Genomic DNA, 17,710 nt, shown 5'->3' with positions numbered 1-17,710 from the left:
TATCAGTGCTGCGGCTTCTTGCCTCGCTCATCCGGGACGGCAACCGCCACCGTCTTCTCCACCGCAGTCAGTTCCGCATTCGGCGGCGCCGGCGCATCGGCCGGATTGCCGTTAGGATCGAGGATCTGTATGAAAATCTCGTCCTGCTTGATCATGCCCAGCTCAGTGCGCGCCCGTTCTTCCACGGCGCCGGTGCCTTCTTTCAAATCATGCACTTCCGAATCCAGCTTGGCGTTGCGCGCCTTCAGCTCGTCGAGCTTGTCATGCGCGGCATGCACCTGCTGATCCATATCCCAGACGCGCAGCCAGCCACCCTTGCCTAGCCACAGTGGGTACTGGACCAGTATCAGCAAGGCAGTCAGGAAAATGGCAATCAGGCGCATCGTTTCGGGCTTGGTTCTACTGTCTTATATGTAAATCGGGGCGGACACTGATGCCCACCCCGGCTTGATTACTTCAAATTATAAAACGCGCCACGGCCAGGATAGCTGGCGACATCGCCCAGGTCTTCTTCGATGCGCAGCAGCTGGTTGTACTTGGCCATGCGGTCCGAACGCGACATCGAGCCGGTCTTGATCTGCAAGGCGTTCATGCCAACGGCGATATCCGCAATGGTCGAATCTTCAGTTTCGCCCGAACGATGCGAGATCACTGCAGTGTAGCCGGCACGCTTGGCCATTTCAATCGCAGCGAAAGTTTCGGTCAGGGTGCCGATCTGGTTGATCTTGATCAGGATCGAATTGGCGATGTCCTTGTCGATGCCTTCTTTCAGGATCTTGGTGTTGGTGACGAACAGGTCGTCGCCCACCAGCTGGATCTTCTTGCCGAGGGTTTCGGTCAGCAGTTTCCAGCCGTCCCAGTCGTTTTCCGCCATGCCATCTTCGATGCTGATGATCGGGTACTTGTCGCACCACGATGCCAGCAGGCCGGTAAACTGAGCGCCGGTCAGCGTCATGTTTTCGCCGGCCAGGACATAGCTGCCGTTCTTGTAGAATTCGCTGGCGGCGCAATCCAGGCCGAGAGCGATCTGGGTGCCTGGCTCGTAGCCGGCGGCTTCGATTGCCTGGATGATCAGCTTCAGCGCTTCTTCGTGGCTGGCCAGGTTAGGCGCAAAACCGCCTTCATCGCCGACCGCGGTCGACAGGCCCTTGTCGTGCAGGATCTTCTTCAGCGCGTGGAATACTTCGGCGCCGTAACGCAGCGCTTCACGGAAGCTCGGTGCGCCGACCGGGATGATCATGAATTCCTGGATATCCAGGTTGTTGTCGGCATGTTCGCCGCCGTTGATGACGTTCATCATCGGCACCGGCATCTGCATCGCGCCGCTGCCGCCGAAATAGCGGTACAGCGGCAGGCCGGCTTCTTCAGCGGCAGCCTTGGCCACCGCCATCGACACCGCCAGCATGGCGTTGGCGCCCAGGCGGCCCTTGTTTTCAGTGCCGTCGAGATCGATCAGGGTGCGGTCCAGGAACGCTTGTTCGCTGGCATCGAGGCCCATGATGGCTTCGGAAATTTCAGTATTGATATGCTCGCAGGCTTTCAGGACGCCCTTGCCGCCGTAACGGCTCTTGTCGCCGTCGCGCAGCTCGATCGCTTCGCGCGAACCGGTGGATGCGCCGGACGGCACAGCCGCGCGGCCCATCACGCCGGATTCCAGCAGGACGTCGCACTCTACAGTCGGATTACCGCGCGAATCAATAATTTCGCGGCCAATGATGTCAACGATTGCACTCATGTATTTCCCTATCAAATAAAAATATGCGCGATATTAAAACCATTTGCGGGGACAAGGTTCAAGCTTCACCACTTACTTGTATAGTGGCTGCGATATAGTCCCATGCAGTCCCCCCAAGCAATCAACCGAAATTGCTTTCGATAAAGCCATTCTTTTTGACGACCCGGTCCAGGTCTATCATGGTCGACAACAATTCTTTGATGCGTCCCAGCGGCACCGCATTGGGGCCGTCCGATTTGGCTTCAGCCGGATTCGGATGGGTTTCCATGAACACACCCGAGACGCCCACGGCGATGGCCGCGCGCGCCAGCACCGGCACGAATTCGCGCTGCCCGCCGGAGGTGCTGCCCTGGCCGCCCGGCAACTGCACCGAGTGGGTAGCATCGAACACCACCGGGCAACCGGTTTCGCGCATGATCGCCAGCGAGCGCATGTCGGACACCAGGTTGTTGTAGCCGAACGAGGCGCCGCGTTCGCAGGCCATGAAATTATCTTCCGGCAGGCCGGCTTCGCGCGCCGCGGCGCGAGCCTTGGCGATGACGTTGATCATGTCGTGCGGTGCCAGGAACTGGCCCTTCTTGATATTGACCGGCTTGCCGGACTGCGCGCAAGCATTGATGAAGTCGGTCTGGCGGCACAGGAAGGCGGGCGTCTGCAAGACGTCGACCACTGCCGCCACCGGTTTGATTTCATCGATTTCATGGATATCGGTCAGCACCGGCACGCCGATTTGCGCTTTGACGTCGGCCAGGATCTCCAGCCCTTTTTCCATGCCGAGGCCGCGGAACGACGAACCTGACGAGCGGTTCGCCTTGTCGAAGGACGATTTGTAGATGAAATTGATGCCCAGCGCGCTGGTGATCTCTTTCAATGTGCCGGCGGTATCGAGCGCCATCTGGCGCGATTCGATCACGCAGGGGCCGGCGATCAGGAAAAACGGCTGATCCAGACCGATGTCAAAGCCACAAAGTTTCATGTTCTTTCCTTACGCAGCTGCGGTGTTGGCTTGCTTGTGCGCCAGCGCAGCCTTGATGAACGAAATAAACAAAGGATGGCCATCGCGCGGAGTCGACTTGAATTCCGGGTGATACTGGACGCCGACATACCAAGGGTGGGCATTGTCGCCGCTGCGCGGCAGTTCCATGATTTCACACAGGTCTTCGGTCGGCGTGCGGGCCGACACCACCAGGCCGGCCGCTTCGATGCGCTCCAGGTAATGGTTGTTGGCTTCGTAGCGGTGACGATGGCGTTCAGTCACGGTCGGACCGTAGATTTCCGCGGCCAGGGTATCGGGCTTGATATCACAGGTTTGCGCGCCCAGGCGCATGGTGCCGCCCAGGTCGGAGTTGACGTCGCGCAACTCCACCTTGCCATCGTGGTTCTGCCATTCGGTGATCAGGGCCACGACCGGCTGGTCGGTCTGGGCATCGAATTCGGTCGAATTGGCGTGCGGCAGGCCAGCCTTGTTACGGGCGTATTCCAGCAGCGCGACTTGCATGCCGAGGCAGATGCCGAGGTAAGGGATCTTGTTTTCACGGGCAAAGCGGGCAGCGGCAATCTTGCCTTCCACGCCGCGCTTGCCGAAGCCGCCCGGCACCAGGATCGCATCGTACTTGGCCAGCGGAGCGGTGCCGGTGGCTTCGATTTCTTCCGAATCCAGGTATTCGATGTTGACCCGGCTGCCGGTATGGATGCCGGCGTGGCGCAAGGCTTCCGTCAACGACTTGTAGGATTCGGTCAGGTCGACGTATTTGCCGACCATGCCGATGGTGACTTCGTAGGTTGGATTTTCCAGCGCATGCACCAGCTTGGTCCAGACCGAGAGGTCGGCCGGCTTCGGCGACAGGCCCAGCTTTTCGCAGACGATCGCGTCCAGCCCCTGGTCGTGCAGCATTTGCGGGATCTTGTAGATGGTGTCAGCGTCCCACACCGAAATCACGGCGTCGCCCTGGACGTTCGAGAACAGCGAAATCTTGGCGCGTTCATCGTCAGGGATCGGACGGTCGGCGCGGCACAGCAAGGCATCGGGCGAAATACCGATTTCGCGCAGCTTTTGCACGCTGTGCTGGGTCGGCTTGGTCTTCAGCTCACCGGCCGACACCAGGTACGGCACCAGCGTCAGGTGCACGAAAGCCGCGGCCTTGCGGCCGGCGCGCAGGCTCAGCTGACGCGCCGCTTCCAGGAATGGCAGGGATTCGATATCGCCGACGGTGCCGCCGATTTCCACCAGCGCCACGTCGAAGCCTTCAGCGCCGCGGTAGATGTAATCCTGGATCTCGTTGGTGATGTGCGGAATGACCTGCACCGTCTTGCCCAGGTACTCGCCACGGCGTTCCTTGCGGATCACCGATTCGTAGATCTGGCCTGTGGTGAAATTATTCACCTTCTTCATCTTGGCCGTAATGAAGCGCTCGTAGTGGCCGAGGTCGAGGTCGGTCTCTGCGCCATCGTCGGTCACAAACACTTCGCCGTGCTGGAACGGGCTCATGGTGCCTGGATCGACGTTGATGTACGGATCGAGTTTAAGAAGGGTGACTTTAAGGCCGCGTGATTCTAAAATCGCGGCGAGTGAGGCGGCTGCAATCCCTTTACCAAGGGATGAGACAACGCCACCGGTAACAAATACAAACTTAGTCATTACAGAAGGTGCCGAACGGCACATGCGGGAAATTCGAATTATACATCAAACAGTGCTCCCGGCAGCCGCCGGTGCGCGGAAAAATAACGGCTGTTGTTGTTCGCCATCGGCAAACGGCCGGCTGGCCGCCTGCATAAAATTGCGCTTCATGTAATAATCCGCGGCTCCGGCCCTGGCCACCGATGCAGTCCCTATCCCCCCATCTTAACGTGCCGAACGTGCTTACCCCGCTCCCTCTCCCATCAAGTGTTGCGCCTGTGCCGCGCGGCCTGCCTCTATGAGCCAGCTGTTCGGCGACATGCCGGAAGACGACGGCCTGCCCGGCGCAGCCCGCCGGGTGGCCATTATCGTCATGATCCTGGGCACCAGCATGACCGTGCTGGACGGTTCCATCGTCAATGTCGCGCTGCCGATGATCGCGCGCAGCCTGGAAGTGGATCCGGCCGCCGCGGTCTGGATCGCCAATGCCTATATCCTGGCCGGCGCCATGACCATGGTGGCGTTCGCCTCGATCGGCGAAGTGTTCGGCTTCCGTCGCTTGTATATGAGCGGCATCCTGGTGTTTACCCTGGCGTCGCTGGGCTGCGCCCTGGCGCCGTCGCTGTCTATCCTCAATGGCATGCGTTTCCTGCAAGGCCTGGGCGGCGCTGCCGCCATGAGCATAGGACCGGCGCTGTACCGCAACATCTTCCCGACCCGGCTGCTGGGTACGGCGCTGGGCGTCAATGCACTGGTGGTGGCCTCCTCCACCGCCGCCGGACCGGCTATCGGCGGCTTGATGCTATCCGTACTGAGCTGGCCATGGCTGTTCGCCGTCAACGTGCCGATCGGGATTGTTACCCTGCTGCTGGCGCGGCGCGTGCTGCCGCGCGATCCCGGTCGCGGCGGCAAGTTCGATGGCAGCGGCGCACTGCTCTCGGCGCTTGCCCTGGGCACTTTCGTGATGGCGGTGGACGGCTTGTCGCGCCACGACAGCTGGACCAAGGAACTGATATTAGGCGGCATTGCGCTGACCGCGACGATCTTATTTATTATTCGACAACGAAAATATTCGGCGCCGCTGCTGCCGCTTGATATTTTTACATCACAACGCTTTTCGATGGCGGTGGCGACCTCGCTCTGTTCTTTCATCGGCCAGGGAATTGCCTTTATCGCACTGCCCTTCCTGTTCCAGGGCGCCTACGGCTTCACGCCGCTGCTCTCCGCCGCCCTGTTCACCCCCTGGCCGGTGGCCATCGCCATCACGGCGCCGATTGCCGGCCGCCTGGCCGACCGCTACTCGGCGGCGCTGCTGTCGACTTGCGGCCTGCTGGTGCTGACCATCGGCCTAGTGCTGCTGGCCTGTCTCGGCGAACACGCCTCGATCCCGGATATTTTATGGCGTGCGTTCGTCTGCGGACTCGGCTTCGGCTTCTTCCAAAGTCCCAACAACCGGGAAATGCTGAGCAACGCGCCGCGCGCCCGCAGCGGCACCGCCTCCGGCGTGCTGGCGATTGCCCGCACTTTCGGGCAGTCGCTGGGCGCGGCGCTGGTTGCGGTGGTGCTGGCCGCCACCAGCATCGCCCAAGCCAGCGCCAGCACCGCCCAGCTGGACGCCAGCGCAGTGCATCTGTCGCTCTGGCTTGCCGCCAGTGCAACCTTGCTTGCCACCATCATCAGCGCGCTGCGCATCCGTCACGGGCGCATGCAGGAAACCCCGGTGTAAGCGAAACTGACAGAATTGTCATATTAGTGACAGCATCGGGTACCGCAGCAGGATTTAAAGTGTCTTCACACTGTCCGATGCTGCGCGCGGCATCGGGCACTCCATTCGAAGTTCCGGACGCCAGCCTAATCAGACTCATGAATTTCCCACCTCCCTCAAGAAATCTCCCCGGCGCCATCCTGGCTGCCGCGGTCGCGCTAGCGCTGGCCGGATGCGCAGCCGGCCCAGACTATGTACGCCCTGCGATGGACCTGCCCGCCCACTACAAGGAAAGCGGCCCCTGGAAACAGGCGGAACCGCAGCAGATCGACAGCAGCCGCAACTGGTGGGAAGCGTACGGCGACAGCACGCTGAACACCCTGATGCAGCAAGCCAACCGGGCCAACCAGAATATCGCCCAGGCCGAAGCCCAGTACCGCCAGGCGCGCGCCGCGGCGGACGCCGCGCGTTCAGGCTTCTGGCCGACAGTCGGCGTCAATGCCGGCGCCAGCCGCTCGCTCAGCAACAGCAATGGCGTCCGCCTCGGCAACAACTACAGTGCCGGACTCCAAGGCAGCTGGGAACCGGATGTCTGGGGCGCCGTGCGGCGCTCCGTGGAAGCCGGCGATGCCGGCAGCCAGGCCAGCGCGGCCAACCTGGCGGCTGCCCGGCTCAGCATCCAGGCGACCCTGGCGCAAGACTATCTGCAATTGCGCATTACCGACCTGCTGAAAGACTTGTACGCGCGCACCACCGCGGCCTACGCCCGCTCGCTCAAGCTGACGCAAAGCCAGTACGCCGTCGGCGTCGCGCTGCGCTCGGATGTGGCGTTGGCGGAGAGCCAGCTGAAGACTGCCGAGGCGCAAGCCATCGATCTGCAGGCCCAGCGCAGCCAGCTGGAACATGCCATCGCCATCCTGACCGGCCAGGCGCCGGCCGGATTCACGCTGGCGCCGGCGCCGGCCGATCCGCAAATGGCGGCCAAGATGCAGGCAAGCTTGCCGGTGATTCCAGCCGGGCTGCCGTCGGACCTGCTGGAGCGGCGGCCGGATATCGCCAACGCCGAACGCAACGCGGCGGTGGCGAACGCCAATATCGGCGTCGCCAAGGCAGCATATTTCCCGGCGCTGACGCTGAGCGCCAGCGGCGGCTTCAACAGCAGCAGCCTGGCGCAATGGTTCAATACGCCAAGCCGGGTGTGGTCGCTGGGAGCGGCGCTGGCCGAAACGATTTTCGACGGCGGCCTGCGCCGCGCCCATACGGCGCAGGCGGTCGCAGTCTATGACGCAGCAGTGGCGCAGTACAAGCAAACCGTGCTGGGCGGCTTTCAGGAAGTGGAAGACAACCTGGCGACGCTGAATGTGCTCGACCAGGAATCGGTGGCCCAAGGGCAAGCCGTGAAAGCCTCGCAGCTGGCCGAGCAGCTGGCGCTCAGGCAGTATCGCGCCGGCACCGCCACCTACCTGGCGGTAGTCACCGCACAAACGCTGGCGCTGAGCAACGAGCGTACCCTGGTGCAGCTGGTGGGCCGCCAGCTGGTCGCCAGCGTGGCGCTGATCAAGGCAGTCGGCGGCGGCTGGGATGCGTCCCGGCTGAACCAGGCCGACAACGCCGCGCAAGCAAAGAACAACAGTACCGCCAATTAATTTTCCGAACCGACAACGACATGACCACCACACTTTCCAAAACCCGTTCGACGCTGCTGATCACTGCCGCGATACTGGTCCTGATCGGCGCCGCCGGCTGGAGCCTGAGCCACAAGGCCGACGCCGCCGCGCCGCCGGCCGCTGCGCCGGCGGTATCGGTGAGCACCACGCAGGTGAAACAACAAGACATGCCGATGTACCTGTCCGGCGTCGGCACCGTCACCTCCAACGCCAGCGTGACAGTCAAGGCGCGCATCGACGGCCAGCTCGACAAGGTCGGTTTCGTCGAAGGCCAGGACGTCAAGGCCGGCCAGCTGCTGGCGCAAATCGATCCGCGCACCTTGCAGGCGCAACTGGCGCAAGCGGTGGCGCAAAAGGCCAAGGATCAGGCGACGCTGGCCAACGCCAAGCTCGACCTGCAACGCTACACCACGCTGGTGCAGCAAGACGCCGCCACGCAACAGACCCTGGATGCGCAACGTGCCCAGGTCAACCAGCTGCAGGCCGCGGTGCAAGCCGACGACGCGCAAATCAGCTACGCCAAGGTGCAGCTCAGCTTCACCAGCATCGTGGCGCCGATCAGCGGACGTGTCGGGGCCCGCCTGGTCGACCCCGGCAACATCGTCCACGCTGCCGACACCAACGGCCTGGTGGTGATCAACCAGATCGATCCGATCGCGGTGGTGTTCACCTTGCCGGAAGAGAGCTTCCAGAATATCAACGCCGCCCTGCACGGCAGCCAGAAGCCGCTCGCGGTGCAGGCCTTTGCCCGCAACAGCAGCACCATGCTGTCGCAAGGCAGCCTGACCCTGCTGAACAACCAGATCGACACCAGCACCGGCACCGTGCAGCTGAAAGGGATTTTCCAGAATCAGTCGCATGTGCTGTGGCCGGGCCAGTATGTCAACGTGCGGCTGGTGCTGGGTGACCGCAAGCAAGCCTTGACGATTCCCGCCAGCGCCGTGCAGCGCAGCCAGGACGGCACTTACGCTTATGTGATTGACGCTGGCGGCAAGGCGCAGATCCAGATCATCCAGGTGGCCAATATCCAGGACGGCATCGCCGTCATCGACAAGGGCTTGAGCGCAGGACAACGGGTCGTCGTCGACGGCCAGTACAAGCTGAAGCCGGGCATCAAGGTCAGCGAGGATGCCGCAGCGCGCGGCAGCAGCAATGGCAACAGCGGCGCTTCCAGTGCGGCGGCGGCAGCATCCTCCACTAAGGGGACAAGCAATTGAGCATCTCCGCCACCTTCATTAAACGCCCTATCGGCACCACCCTGCTGGCGCTTGCGATTTTCCTGGTGGGCGCCGCGGTGTGGCCGCTGCTGCCGGTGGCGCCGCTGCCGCAGGTAGATTTCCCGACCATCCAGGTCTCCGCCAACCTGCCCGGCGGCAGTCCGGAAACCATGGCGTCGAGCGTGGCGCAGCCGCTGGAACGGCAATTCTCGCTGATCGCTGGCTTGTCGCAAATGACTTCCAGCAGCTCGCTCGGCTCCTCGCAAATCACGCTGCAGTTCGACCTCAACCGCAACATCGACGCCGCTGCCCTCGATGTCCAGGCGGCAATCACCGCCGCCAGCGGCCAGTTGCCGGCCAACCTGCCGAGTCCGCCAACCTTCCGCAAGGTCAATCCGGCCGATTCGCCTATCCTTGTGATCGCGGTGCAGTCGGATGCCCTGCCGCTGATCCAGGTGAACGATTTCGCCGACAACATCCTGGCGCAGCAGATTTCGCAGATTCCCGGCGTCGGCCTGGTCAATATCGGCGGCGTGCAAAAGCCGGCGGTGCGGATCCAGGTCGATCCGACCAAGCTGTCCGCCATCGGCATCAGCCTGGAAGATATCAGGGGCGTGATCGCCAGCACTACCGTCAACCAGCCTAAGGGTACGGTTGACGGCGCCAAGCAAAGCTTCACCGTCTACACCAATGACCAGCTGCTGAGCGCCGAGCCATGGAACGACATGGTGCTGGCCTACAAGAACGGCGCGCCGATCCGCGTGCGCGATATCGGCGTCGCGGTAGACGCGCCGGAGAACGTCAAGGTTGCGGGCTGGGCCTATGCCGGCGCCGCCGCGCCGGCCGCCAACACCATCATCAACGGCCGTTCGATCGTGCTGGCGGTCACCAAGCAGCCGGGCGCCAACGTGATCGAAACCGTGGACCGCATCAAGGCCGCCATGCCGCGCCTGCAGGCAGCAATCCCGCCGACCGTGCATATCAACACCCTGATCGACCGCACCCAGACCATCCGCGCCTCGGTGGCCGACGTCGAGTTCACGCTGGTGCTGACCATCGCGCTGGTGGTGCTGGTGATCTTTCTGTTCCTGCGCAATGTGCCGGCTACCCTGATCCCTAGCGTGACAGTGCCGCTGGCGCTGCTCGGCACCGCCGGCGTCATGTATCTGCTTGGCTTCAGCCTGGACAACCTGTCGCTGATGGCGTTGACCATTGCAGTCGGCTTCGTGGTCGACGACGCCATCGTCATGCTGGAAAATATCTACCGCTATGTGGAAGAAGGCATGTCGCCGATGGAAGCGGCCTACAAGGGCGCTGGAGAAATCAGTTTCACCATCATCTCGATCTCGGTATCGCTGGTGGCCGTGTTCATTCCATTGCTGCTGATGGGCGGCATCGTTGGCCGCCTGTTCCGTGAATTTGCGATTACCGTGACGCTGACGATCGCGGTTTCGGTGGTGATTTCATTGACCCTGACGCCAATGCTCTGCTCGCGCTTCCTCAAGCCGCACTCTGCCGAATCGCATGGCCGCTTGTACCAGCTGTTCGAGCGCGGTTTCGATGCCATGCTGAACGCCTACAAGCGCGGCTTGCATGTGGTGCTGCGCCACCAGTTCATCACCTTGATGGTGTTCTTCGCCACCATGATCGCTACCGTGGCGCTGTTCATCGTGATTCCGAAAGGCTTCTTTCCGCAGCAGGATACCGGCTTCGTTTACGGCTTTGCCGAATCGGGACAGGACTCTTCGTTTTCCGCGATGAACAAGCGCATGCTGGCGCTGGCCGATATCGTGCGCAAGGATCCGGACGTCACCGGTTTCGGCATGAGCGGCGGCCAGAATACCTTCAATACCGGCAATTTCTTCATCAGCCTGAAGCCGAAGGATGAGGGACGCACCGCCAGCGCCGACCAGATCATTACTCGCCTGCGGCCGCAGCTGGCCAAGGTGCAAGGGGTTAACCTGTTCCTCCAGGCCGGCCAGGATATCAACGTCGGCGGCCGCTTGTCGCGCACCCAGTACCAGTACACGCTGACCGACTCCAACCTGGATGAACTGAACGTCTGGGCGCCGAAACTGCTGGGCCGCTTCCGCCAGCTGCCAGAGCTGACCGATGTCGCCTCCGACCAGCAGAATGCTGCCGCTTCGGCGAGCCTGACCATCGACCGCGCGCGCGCCTCCAGCTTCGGCATCACGCCGGCGCTGATCGACGCCACCATCTACGATGCGATCGGCCAGCGCCAGGTCGCGCAGTACTTCACGCAGATCAACAGCTACCACGTGATCCTGGAAGTGACGCCCAAGCTGCAGCAGGATCCCGACCTGTTCAGCAAGCTCTACCTGACTTCGCCGGTCACCGGCCAGCAGGTGCCGCTGTCGACCTTCGTCACCATCGACACCAACAAGACTTCCTATCTGTCGATCAGCCACCAGGGCCAGTTCCCGGCGGTGACGATTTCCTTCAACCTGGCGCCTGGCGTAGCGCTGGGCGAAGCGGTCGACGCCATCACCAAGGCGCAGAACCAGATGGGCGTGCCGCAGACCCTGAGCGGCGCCTTCCAGGGCACCGCCAAGGCTTTCGGCGACTCTCTGTCGTCGCAGCCTTACCTGATCGCCGCCGCCCTGGTTGCGGTATACATTGTGCTGGGGCTGCTGTATGAAAGCTACATCCATCCGCTGACGATCCTGTCGACCCTGCCTTCGGCCGGCGTCGGCGCCCTGCTGATCCTGATGATGGGCGGTTATGACCTGAGCGTGATTGCGCTGATCGGCATCATCCTGCTGATCGGCATCGTCAAGAAGAACGGCATCATGATGATCGACTTCGCCCTTACCGCCGAACGAGAGCGAGGTCTGAAGCCGGAAGAAGCAATCTACCAGGCTTGCCTGCTGCGCTTCCGGCCGATCATGATGACCACCATGTGCGCACTGCTGAGCGGCCTGCCGCTGATGCTGGGACATGGCGCCGGTTCGGAGCTGCGCCGTCCGCTGGGCTATGCCATGGTCGGCGGCCTGGTGCTGTCGCAGGCGCTGACCTTGTTCACCACGCCGGTGGTCTATCTGTACCTGGACCGCGCCCATTACTGGTATGAGCGCCGCAAGGAAGCCCGGCGCGCGCGCAAGGCGGCACGCAAGGCTGGCACGACGGTTGCAAACGCTCCGGCCGTGATAGATTCGAAATAATCAAAACAGAAATTGCTCAATCCTGCGCAGCGCCATGTTGCTGGCGCTGCGCAGGACAGAACAGGAGACCCGCAGCACATGAAAATCCTGATCGTCGAAGATGAACTGAAGACCGCTGACTACCTATGCAAAGGACTGACCGAGCAAGGCTGCGCGGTCGACGTCGCCCATGACGGGATAGACGGCCAGCACCTGGCGCTGCAGCACGATTACGATGTGATCGTGCTGGATGTCATGCTGCCCGGCGTCGACGGCTTTTCAGTCTTGCATGCGCTGCGTGAAATCAAGCAGACCCCGGTCATCATGCTGACCGCGCGCGACCGCGTGGAGGACCGCATCAAGGGCCTGCAGGGCGGCGCGGACGATTACCTGGTCAAGCCGTTTTCATTCCTGGAACTGCTGGCGCGCCTGCAGGCGCTGACCCGGCGCGGCCGCGCGCTGGAGCCGGCGCAGCTGCGGATTGCCGATCTGCAGATCGACCTGATCAGCCGCAAGGCCTATCGCGCCAATGTCCGCATCGATCTCACCGCCAAGGAATTTTCCCTGCTGGCGGTGCTGGCGCGGCGGCAAGGCGAAATCCTGTCGAAGACAGCAATCGCCGAACTGGTATGGGACATGAACTTCGACAGCAACACCAATGTGGTCGAAGTCGCCATCAAGCGCTTGCGCGCCAAGATCGATGCGCCGTTCAGCCTCAAGCTGCTGCACACCATACGCGGCATGGGCTATGTGCTGGAACCGCGCGAGCCACGCGAAACGCACGAAGCGCACCATCACGAGAGCCAGGGATGAGACGCTCCATCAAAGTCCGCCTGGTGGCGATGTTCGCCCTGGCAGCATTGCTGATTTTCTCGCTGATCGGCAGCGCCCTGTACGGCGTGCTGCAGCGCGAACTGGCGCGCCATCAGCACGATGAGCTGAGCACCCGCTTTCTCGACACCCAGTACATGATCCAGCACAACGGCGATCCCGCGCGCTGGCCGCGGGTGCAGGCCAAGCTGGATACGCTGACGCCGGCCGACGGCAGTTTCCGCTACTGGGTACTGAGCGACGATCCGCGCTTCCAGTATGGCAAGGACCTGGCCGACATCGAAAAGATCGACCGCAATCCTGACGGCATGGGCAACCTGATGCTGCGCGGCCGCGAATATCCGCTGCATACCTTGACCAAGGCTCTGCCGCCGTTCGGCGAAAGACCTGCGGTCAGGCTGATCGTGGCGGTGGATGCGGCGCCTTACATGCATACCCTGCACGCCTTCATGATCGCACTGGTCGGCCTGTCGCTGCTGGGCGTGATGCTGGTGATGCTGCTTGGCTACTGGATTGCGCAAGTGGGATTGCGGCCGTTGAAGCAGTTGTCCAGCGCGGCGCAGTCGCTTGGTCCCAAGACGCTGTCGCAACGCTTGCAGATTGCGCCGCTGCCGGGAGAGCTGTCGGACCTGACCGCCGCGTTCAATGGCGTGCTGGAGCGCATGGAAACCGCCTACAACCAGCTGGAAGCGTTCAATGCCGACGTCGCCCACGAGCTGCGCACGCCGCTGGCCAACCTGATCGGCGAGACCCAGGTGGCCTTGTCGCGCCAGCGCACCGCGCCGCAATTCGAGGAAGTGCTGCAATCGAACCTGGAGGAGCTGGAGCGTTTGCGCTCGATCATCAACGACATGCTGTTCCTGGCCCGCGCCGATCAGGGAGAAGCCGCCACCAGCCTGGTGCGCACCTCGATAGCCCAGGAAATCAACAAGACCGTGGAGTTCTTCGAATTTGTGCTGGACGAGTCGAAAATGACGGTCAAGGTGGATGGCGACATCGGCGCCGAAGCCTCGATCGAAACCTCGCTGTTCAAGCGCGCCATGAGCAATCTGCTGCATAACGCGATCCAGCATTCGACGCCAGGTGCGGCGATTGTGGTCACCATCACGCAGCAGCCGGCAGCGATCGGGATTGCCGTTTCCAACCCCGGCAAGCCGATTGCCGAGAACCATTTGCCGCGGCTGTTCGATCGCTTCTATCGCGTCGATGCTGCCCGCAACGACAAGGATCAAAGCCAGCTGCACGGCCACGGCCTGGGGCTGGCGATCGTCAAGGCGATCGCCAAGATGCATGGCGGCGGCGTATTTGCCGACAGCGTGGCAGGCATGACGACAATCGGCTTCAGCATCCCTGCCGCGGACCCAGCGGCGCACTGAACCAGCTTGAGGCTTGCCTGGGCGACAACGGTTGCGGCTGACAGACTGGCAATCAACCGATTGGCACAACGTTGGGGAGGTGTTGCTGAGAAAAACCGTGCGGAATAATACTGAGGATAGAGGCGAGCCTTGTCTGCGGCACTTGCAGGAAATGGCTGTGGCTGCTTCGTTCCCGACCTGACCAGGTTGACCACGCCACAATGCGCAGGGGCCCGCCGGGGTGAATTGTACCGCATTGCGTCATTGCCGGCAGCGCTTTTTACAGCTTTTTGGCAAGCGCTGCCATTTTCCGCATTATTTATATAAAGCGTTTCCTATAAATCCAGATTTACAGGCCGAGCTCTTGCCAGATCTGGTCGACCCGCGTCCTCACCTCGTCCGACATGCTGATGGTGCGCCCCCACTCGCGGCTGGTTTCACCCGGCCATTTGTTGGTGGCGTCTATCCCCATCTTGCTGCCGAGGCCGCTCACCGGCGAGGCGAAATCGAGATAGTCGATCGGCGTGTTGTCCACAATGGTGGTGTCGCGGATCGGGTCCACTCGCGTAGTGATGGCCCAGATCACTTCATTCCAGTCGCGGATATTGACGTCCTCGTCGACCACCACGATGAACTTGGTATACATGAACTGGCGCAGGAAGCTCCAGACGCCGAACATTACCCGCTTGGCATGGCCGGCATAGGCCTTTTTCATCTGCACCACCGCCATGCGGTAACTGCACCCTTCCGGCGGCAGATAGAAATCGGTGATTTCGGAAAACTGCTTTTGCAGCAAGGGAATGAACACTTCGTTCAATGCCACACCCAGCACCGCCGGCTCATCCGGCGGCTTGCCTGTATACGTAGAATGATAGATGGGCGACTTGCGCATCGTGATGCGGTCGATGGTGAACACCGGGAACCAGTCCTGCTCGTTGTAATAGCCGGTGTGGTCGCCATACGGCCCTTCCAGCGCCATTTCATAGCCGGACGGATGCGAGGGGTCGGGATTGATATGCCCTTCCAGCACGATCTCGGCCGAGGCCGGCACCCGCAGCTCGCTGCCGATGGCCTTGACCAGCTCGGTGCGGCTGCCGCGCAGCAGGCCGGCGAACTGGTATTCGGACAGGCTGTCCGGCACTGGCGTCACCGCCCCTAATATAGTAGCGGGATCGGCGCCCAGCGCCACCGCCACCGGATATGGCTTGCCGCCGGTGGCGATCGCATGCTCGCGGAAATCCAGCGCGCCGCCGCGATGCGCCAGCCAGCGCATGATGACCTTGTTTCGGCCCAGTACCTGCTGGCGGTAGATGCCGAGGTTCTGGCGCTTCTTGTGCGGTCCTTTGGTGATCACCAGGCCCCAGGTGATCAGCGGCGCCACATCGCCCGGCCAGCAGTGCTGGATCGGCAGCCTGGCCAGATCGACGTCGTTGCCTTCCCAGACGATATCCTGGCATGGGGCCGAGCGCTGCTCCTTGGGCGCCATGTCCCACAATGACTTCACCAGCGTGCCAAGGCCGAGGATATCTTTAAACCCCTTCGGCGGCTCCGGTTCTTTCAGCGACGCCAGCACGTGGCCGATGCGCCGCAATTCGCTGACGTCCTCCGCTCCCATGCCTAACGCGACGCGGCGCGGCGTACCGAATAAATTGCCTAGCACAGGTATCGAATGTCCTGTCGGATTTTCAAAAAGCAGCGCCGGACCGCCGGCGCGCAAAGTGCGATCGCAGATCTCCGTCATCTCCAAATAAGGCGAAATCGGCGTCGAAATCCGTTTTAGCTCGCCAATTTGTTCCAATTTGATAACAAAATCACGTAAATCTGAATATTTCATGGATTCTTACAATCTTTATGAATGTTGATTCGACAATTAAGGCTTCCCAGCGAAGTGCTTGATTTTATTGGCTCGCAGCGGTAAACCGGCACATTCTTTATACATAAAAGTTATGTATTTTATTTTTCATAGTATTGACTTGATATAAACAGCCCCCTACAATGCGCCCAGCTTGAAGCAGTCGCAGCGCCCAAAAAGCGTTTTCATGACGGCTCTCAATACTCACGGGATCGGGGTCCCACATGACATTTTAAGGAGTGTTTTCAAAAGGCGTCAGCCTTCTCCCCCGAACAAGTTGTTTGCCAGCGGCACGGCGCATTTCTGCAGCCGACCAGCTTGGAGCCGCATAAGCGCAAACAGCAACGACGTCTGGCATGACGCACACAGCATGCGAAGCCAGGCGATATTGATTACGGTGCACGCAGCTTCAGTATCTTCGCCCCCGTTGTTCCAAGGGGCCTGCATGCACCGCGACGATTCTGGAGGTTCAATTGTTAGCAAGATCTACCAAGGTATTATCTAGCTGGGCTACGCCCGGATATTTAAGAAAACTCAGCAGCGAATCGATCAACGGCGCTATCAACAGCGCGCTGTTCGCCCGCGACACCGTCGGCGGCCTTATCGCCACCACCCGCGTCACTATCCTGTTCAGCGGCATCCTGGCCCTGATCGGACTCAGCACCATGCTGATCAAGCCGGATCTGGCCCTCAAACTGCAAAGCCTGCCGCTGTTCGCCAGCAGCGCTCCGCAGCCGGCAGCGCCGCAAGCGGATGCAGCAGTTACCGTTCAGGCAACCGCGCCAGCAGCCGGCAAGAATGTCGCCAGCCTGACCGTGCCGGTACCCAGCGCAAACATGAATCACCTGCTGCACATGGATGGCTTGCCCAAGGCAGTCAAGCCGCTCGACAACTCGCGTCAGCAGCAATGGGTCACCAACTGGCTGTCCAAGCGTTATCGCGTCGCCGGCGACGCCACCAACATGTTCGTGACGACCGCCTACAAAACCGCGCGCGAAACCAAACTGGATCCTCTCCTGATCCTGGCCGTGATGGCGATCGAGTCGGGCTTGAATCCGTTTGCCGAAAGCCCGGTTGGCGCGCAAGGCCTGATGCAGGTCATGTCAAAAGTACATGAAGACAAGTTTGAAAGCATGGGCGGCATCAAGGCCGCGCTGAATCCGACTGCCAACATCAAGGTCGGCTCCATGATTCTCAAGGACTACGTGACCCAGGGCGGCTCGGTCGAAGCTGGCCTGAAGCGCTATGTCGGCGCCGCAGCCTTCGCCAACGACGGCGGCTACGGCTACAAGGTATTGGCTGAATATCGCCGCCTGCAAGACGTCGCCACCGGCAAGAACGTGCCTTCGACCGGTTCGACAGCGCCAATCGCGACGCCTAAGGCGCGTCCGATGCAAGCGATTGCGCCTGGCGATGCCGCCACACCGGCTCCGGCCGAAGCAGCGGTCAGCGTACCGGATGCCATCGAACATCGTATCCAGCAGTCTGACAGCCAGCGCAATCCTCTGCCTCTGACCTAAGCACCGGCGACGGAAAACTTCGGCTTCCGCATCGCAAACCAAGCCCGCCT

General features: G+C 61.5%; 12 protein-coding genes and 1 other RNA gene. 7 read left to right on the top strand and 6 right to left on the bottom strand.

Features of this window, described 5'->3' with window-relative positions:
• Window positions 1-2: 2 nt before the first annotated feature.
• The 4 genes from ftsB to KHU30_RS23885 form a co-directional block, all read right to left on the bottom strand.
• Window positions 3-383 (bottom strand): cell division protein FtsB, encoded by a 381-nt coding sequence (gene ftsB / locus KHU30_RS23900; protein WP_098493421.1) that lies wholly within the window; start codon window positions 381-383, stop codon window positions 3-5.
• Between the two features lie 68 nt (window positions 384-451).
• Window positions 452-1,735 (bottom strand): phosphopyruvate hydratase, encoded by a 1,284-nt coding sequence (gene eno / locus KHU30_RS23895; RefSeq protein ID WP_211445100.1) that lies wholly within the window; start codon window positions 1,733-1,735, stop codon window positions 452-454.
• A 121-nt stretch (window positions 1,736-1,856) separates the two neighbouring features.
• Complete coding sequence (gene kdsA, locus KHU30_RS23890) at window positions 1,857-2,711, bottom strand: 3-deoxy-8-phosphooctulonate synthase (RefSeq protein ID WP_211445099.1); 855 nt, start codon at window positions 2,709-2,711, stop codon at window positions 1,857-1,859.
• Window positions 2,712-2,720: 9 nt separating this feature from the next.
• Window positions 2,721-4,373: a CTP synthase gene (locus tag KHU30_RS23885; protein ID WP_211445098.1), complete on the bottom strand. Its 1,653-nt coding sequence runs from the start codon at window positions 4,371-4,373 to the stop codon at window positions 2,721-2,723.
• 277 nt (window positions 4,374-4,650) lie between these two features.
• Between KHU30_RS23885 and KHU30_RS23880 the strand changes: the two genes are divergently transcribed.
• The 6 genes from KHU30_RS23880 (at window position 4,651) to KHU30_RS23855 (ending at window position 14,309) form a co-directional block, all read left to right on the top strand.
• Window positions 4,651-6,078, top strand: coding sequence for an MFS transporter (locus KHU30_RS23880; RefSeq protein WP_211445097.1), 1,428 nt, complete (start codon window positions 4,651-4,653; stop codon window positions 6,076-6,078).
• A gap of 137 nt (window positions 6,079-6,215) precedes the next feature.
• Entirely contained in the window at window positions 6,216-7,703 is a 1,488-nt protein-coding gene (locus KHU30_RS23875) for an efflux transporter outer membrane subunit (protein ID WP_230427556.1), read from the top strand.
• Between the two features lie 20 nt (window positions 7,704-7,723).
• On the top strand, window positions 7,724-8,941 hold the full coding sequence (locus KHU30_RS23870; protein ID WP_211445096.1) for an efflux RND transporter periplasmic adaptor subunit: 1,218 nt from the start codon (window positions 7,724-7,726) through the stop codon (window positions 8,939-8,941).
• Window positions 8,938-12,123 (top strand): efflux RND transporter permease subunit, encoded by a 3,186-nt coding sequence (locus KHU30_RS23865; RefSeq protein ID WP_211445095.1) that lies wholly within the window; start codon window positions 8,938-8,940, stop codon window positions 12,121-12,123. Before KHU30_RS23870 ends, KHU30_RS23865 begins: the two co-directional genes overlap by 4 nt.
• Window positions 12,124-12,201: 78 nt before the next feature.
• Complete coding sequence (locus KHU30_RS23860; RefSeq protein WP_211445094.1) at window positions 12,202-12,915, top strand: heavy metal response regulator transcription factor; 714 nt, start codon at window positions 12,202-12,204, stop codon at window positions 12,913-12,915.
• A complete protein-coding gene (locus tag KHU30_RS23855) occupies window positions 12,912-14,309 on the top strand; it encodes a heavy metal sensor histidine kinase (RefSeq protein WP_211445093.1) in 1,398 nt (465 codons plus the stop codon). Before KHU30_RS23860 ends, KHU30_RS23855 begins: the two co-directional genes overlap by 4 nt.
• Window positions 14,310-14,427: 118 nt before the next feature.
• On the opposite strand, the gene ffs is transcribed toward KHU30_RS23855, so the two are convergent.
• Window positions 14,428-14,526, bottom strand: an RNA gene (gene ffs / locus KHU30_RS23850) — signal recognition particle sRNA small type.
• A gap of 111 nt (window positions 14,527-14,637) precedes the next feature.
• Window positions 14,638-16,122, bottom strand: coding sequence for a 4-hydroxy-3-polyprenylbenzoate decarboxylase (gene ubiD, locus KHU30_RS23845; protein WP_211445092.1), 1,485 nt, complete (start codon window positions 16,120-16,122; stop codon window positions 14,638-14,640).
• A 491-nt stretch (window positions 16,123-16,613) separates the two neighbouring features.
• Here ubiD and KHU30_RS23840 point away from each other — a divergent pair, with 491 nt between their 5' ends.
• Complete coding sequence (locus tag KHU30_RS23840; RefSeq protein ID WP_407928137.1) at window positions 16,614-17,660, top strand: transglycosylase SLT domain-containing protein; 1,047 nt, start codon at window positions 16,614-16,616, stop codon at window positions 17,658-17,660.
• The last annotated feature ends 50 nt before the right edge of the window (window positions 17,661-17,710 follow it).

It is taken from the genome of Collimonas humicola (assembly GCF_018304945.1).
Lineage (GTDB): Bacteria > Pseudomonadota > Gammaproteobacteria > Burkholderiales > Burkholderiaceae_D > Collimonas > Collimonas humicola.
This window is presented reverse-complemented; position numbering and strand designations above follow the sequence as displayed.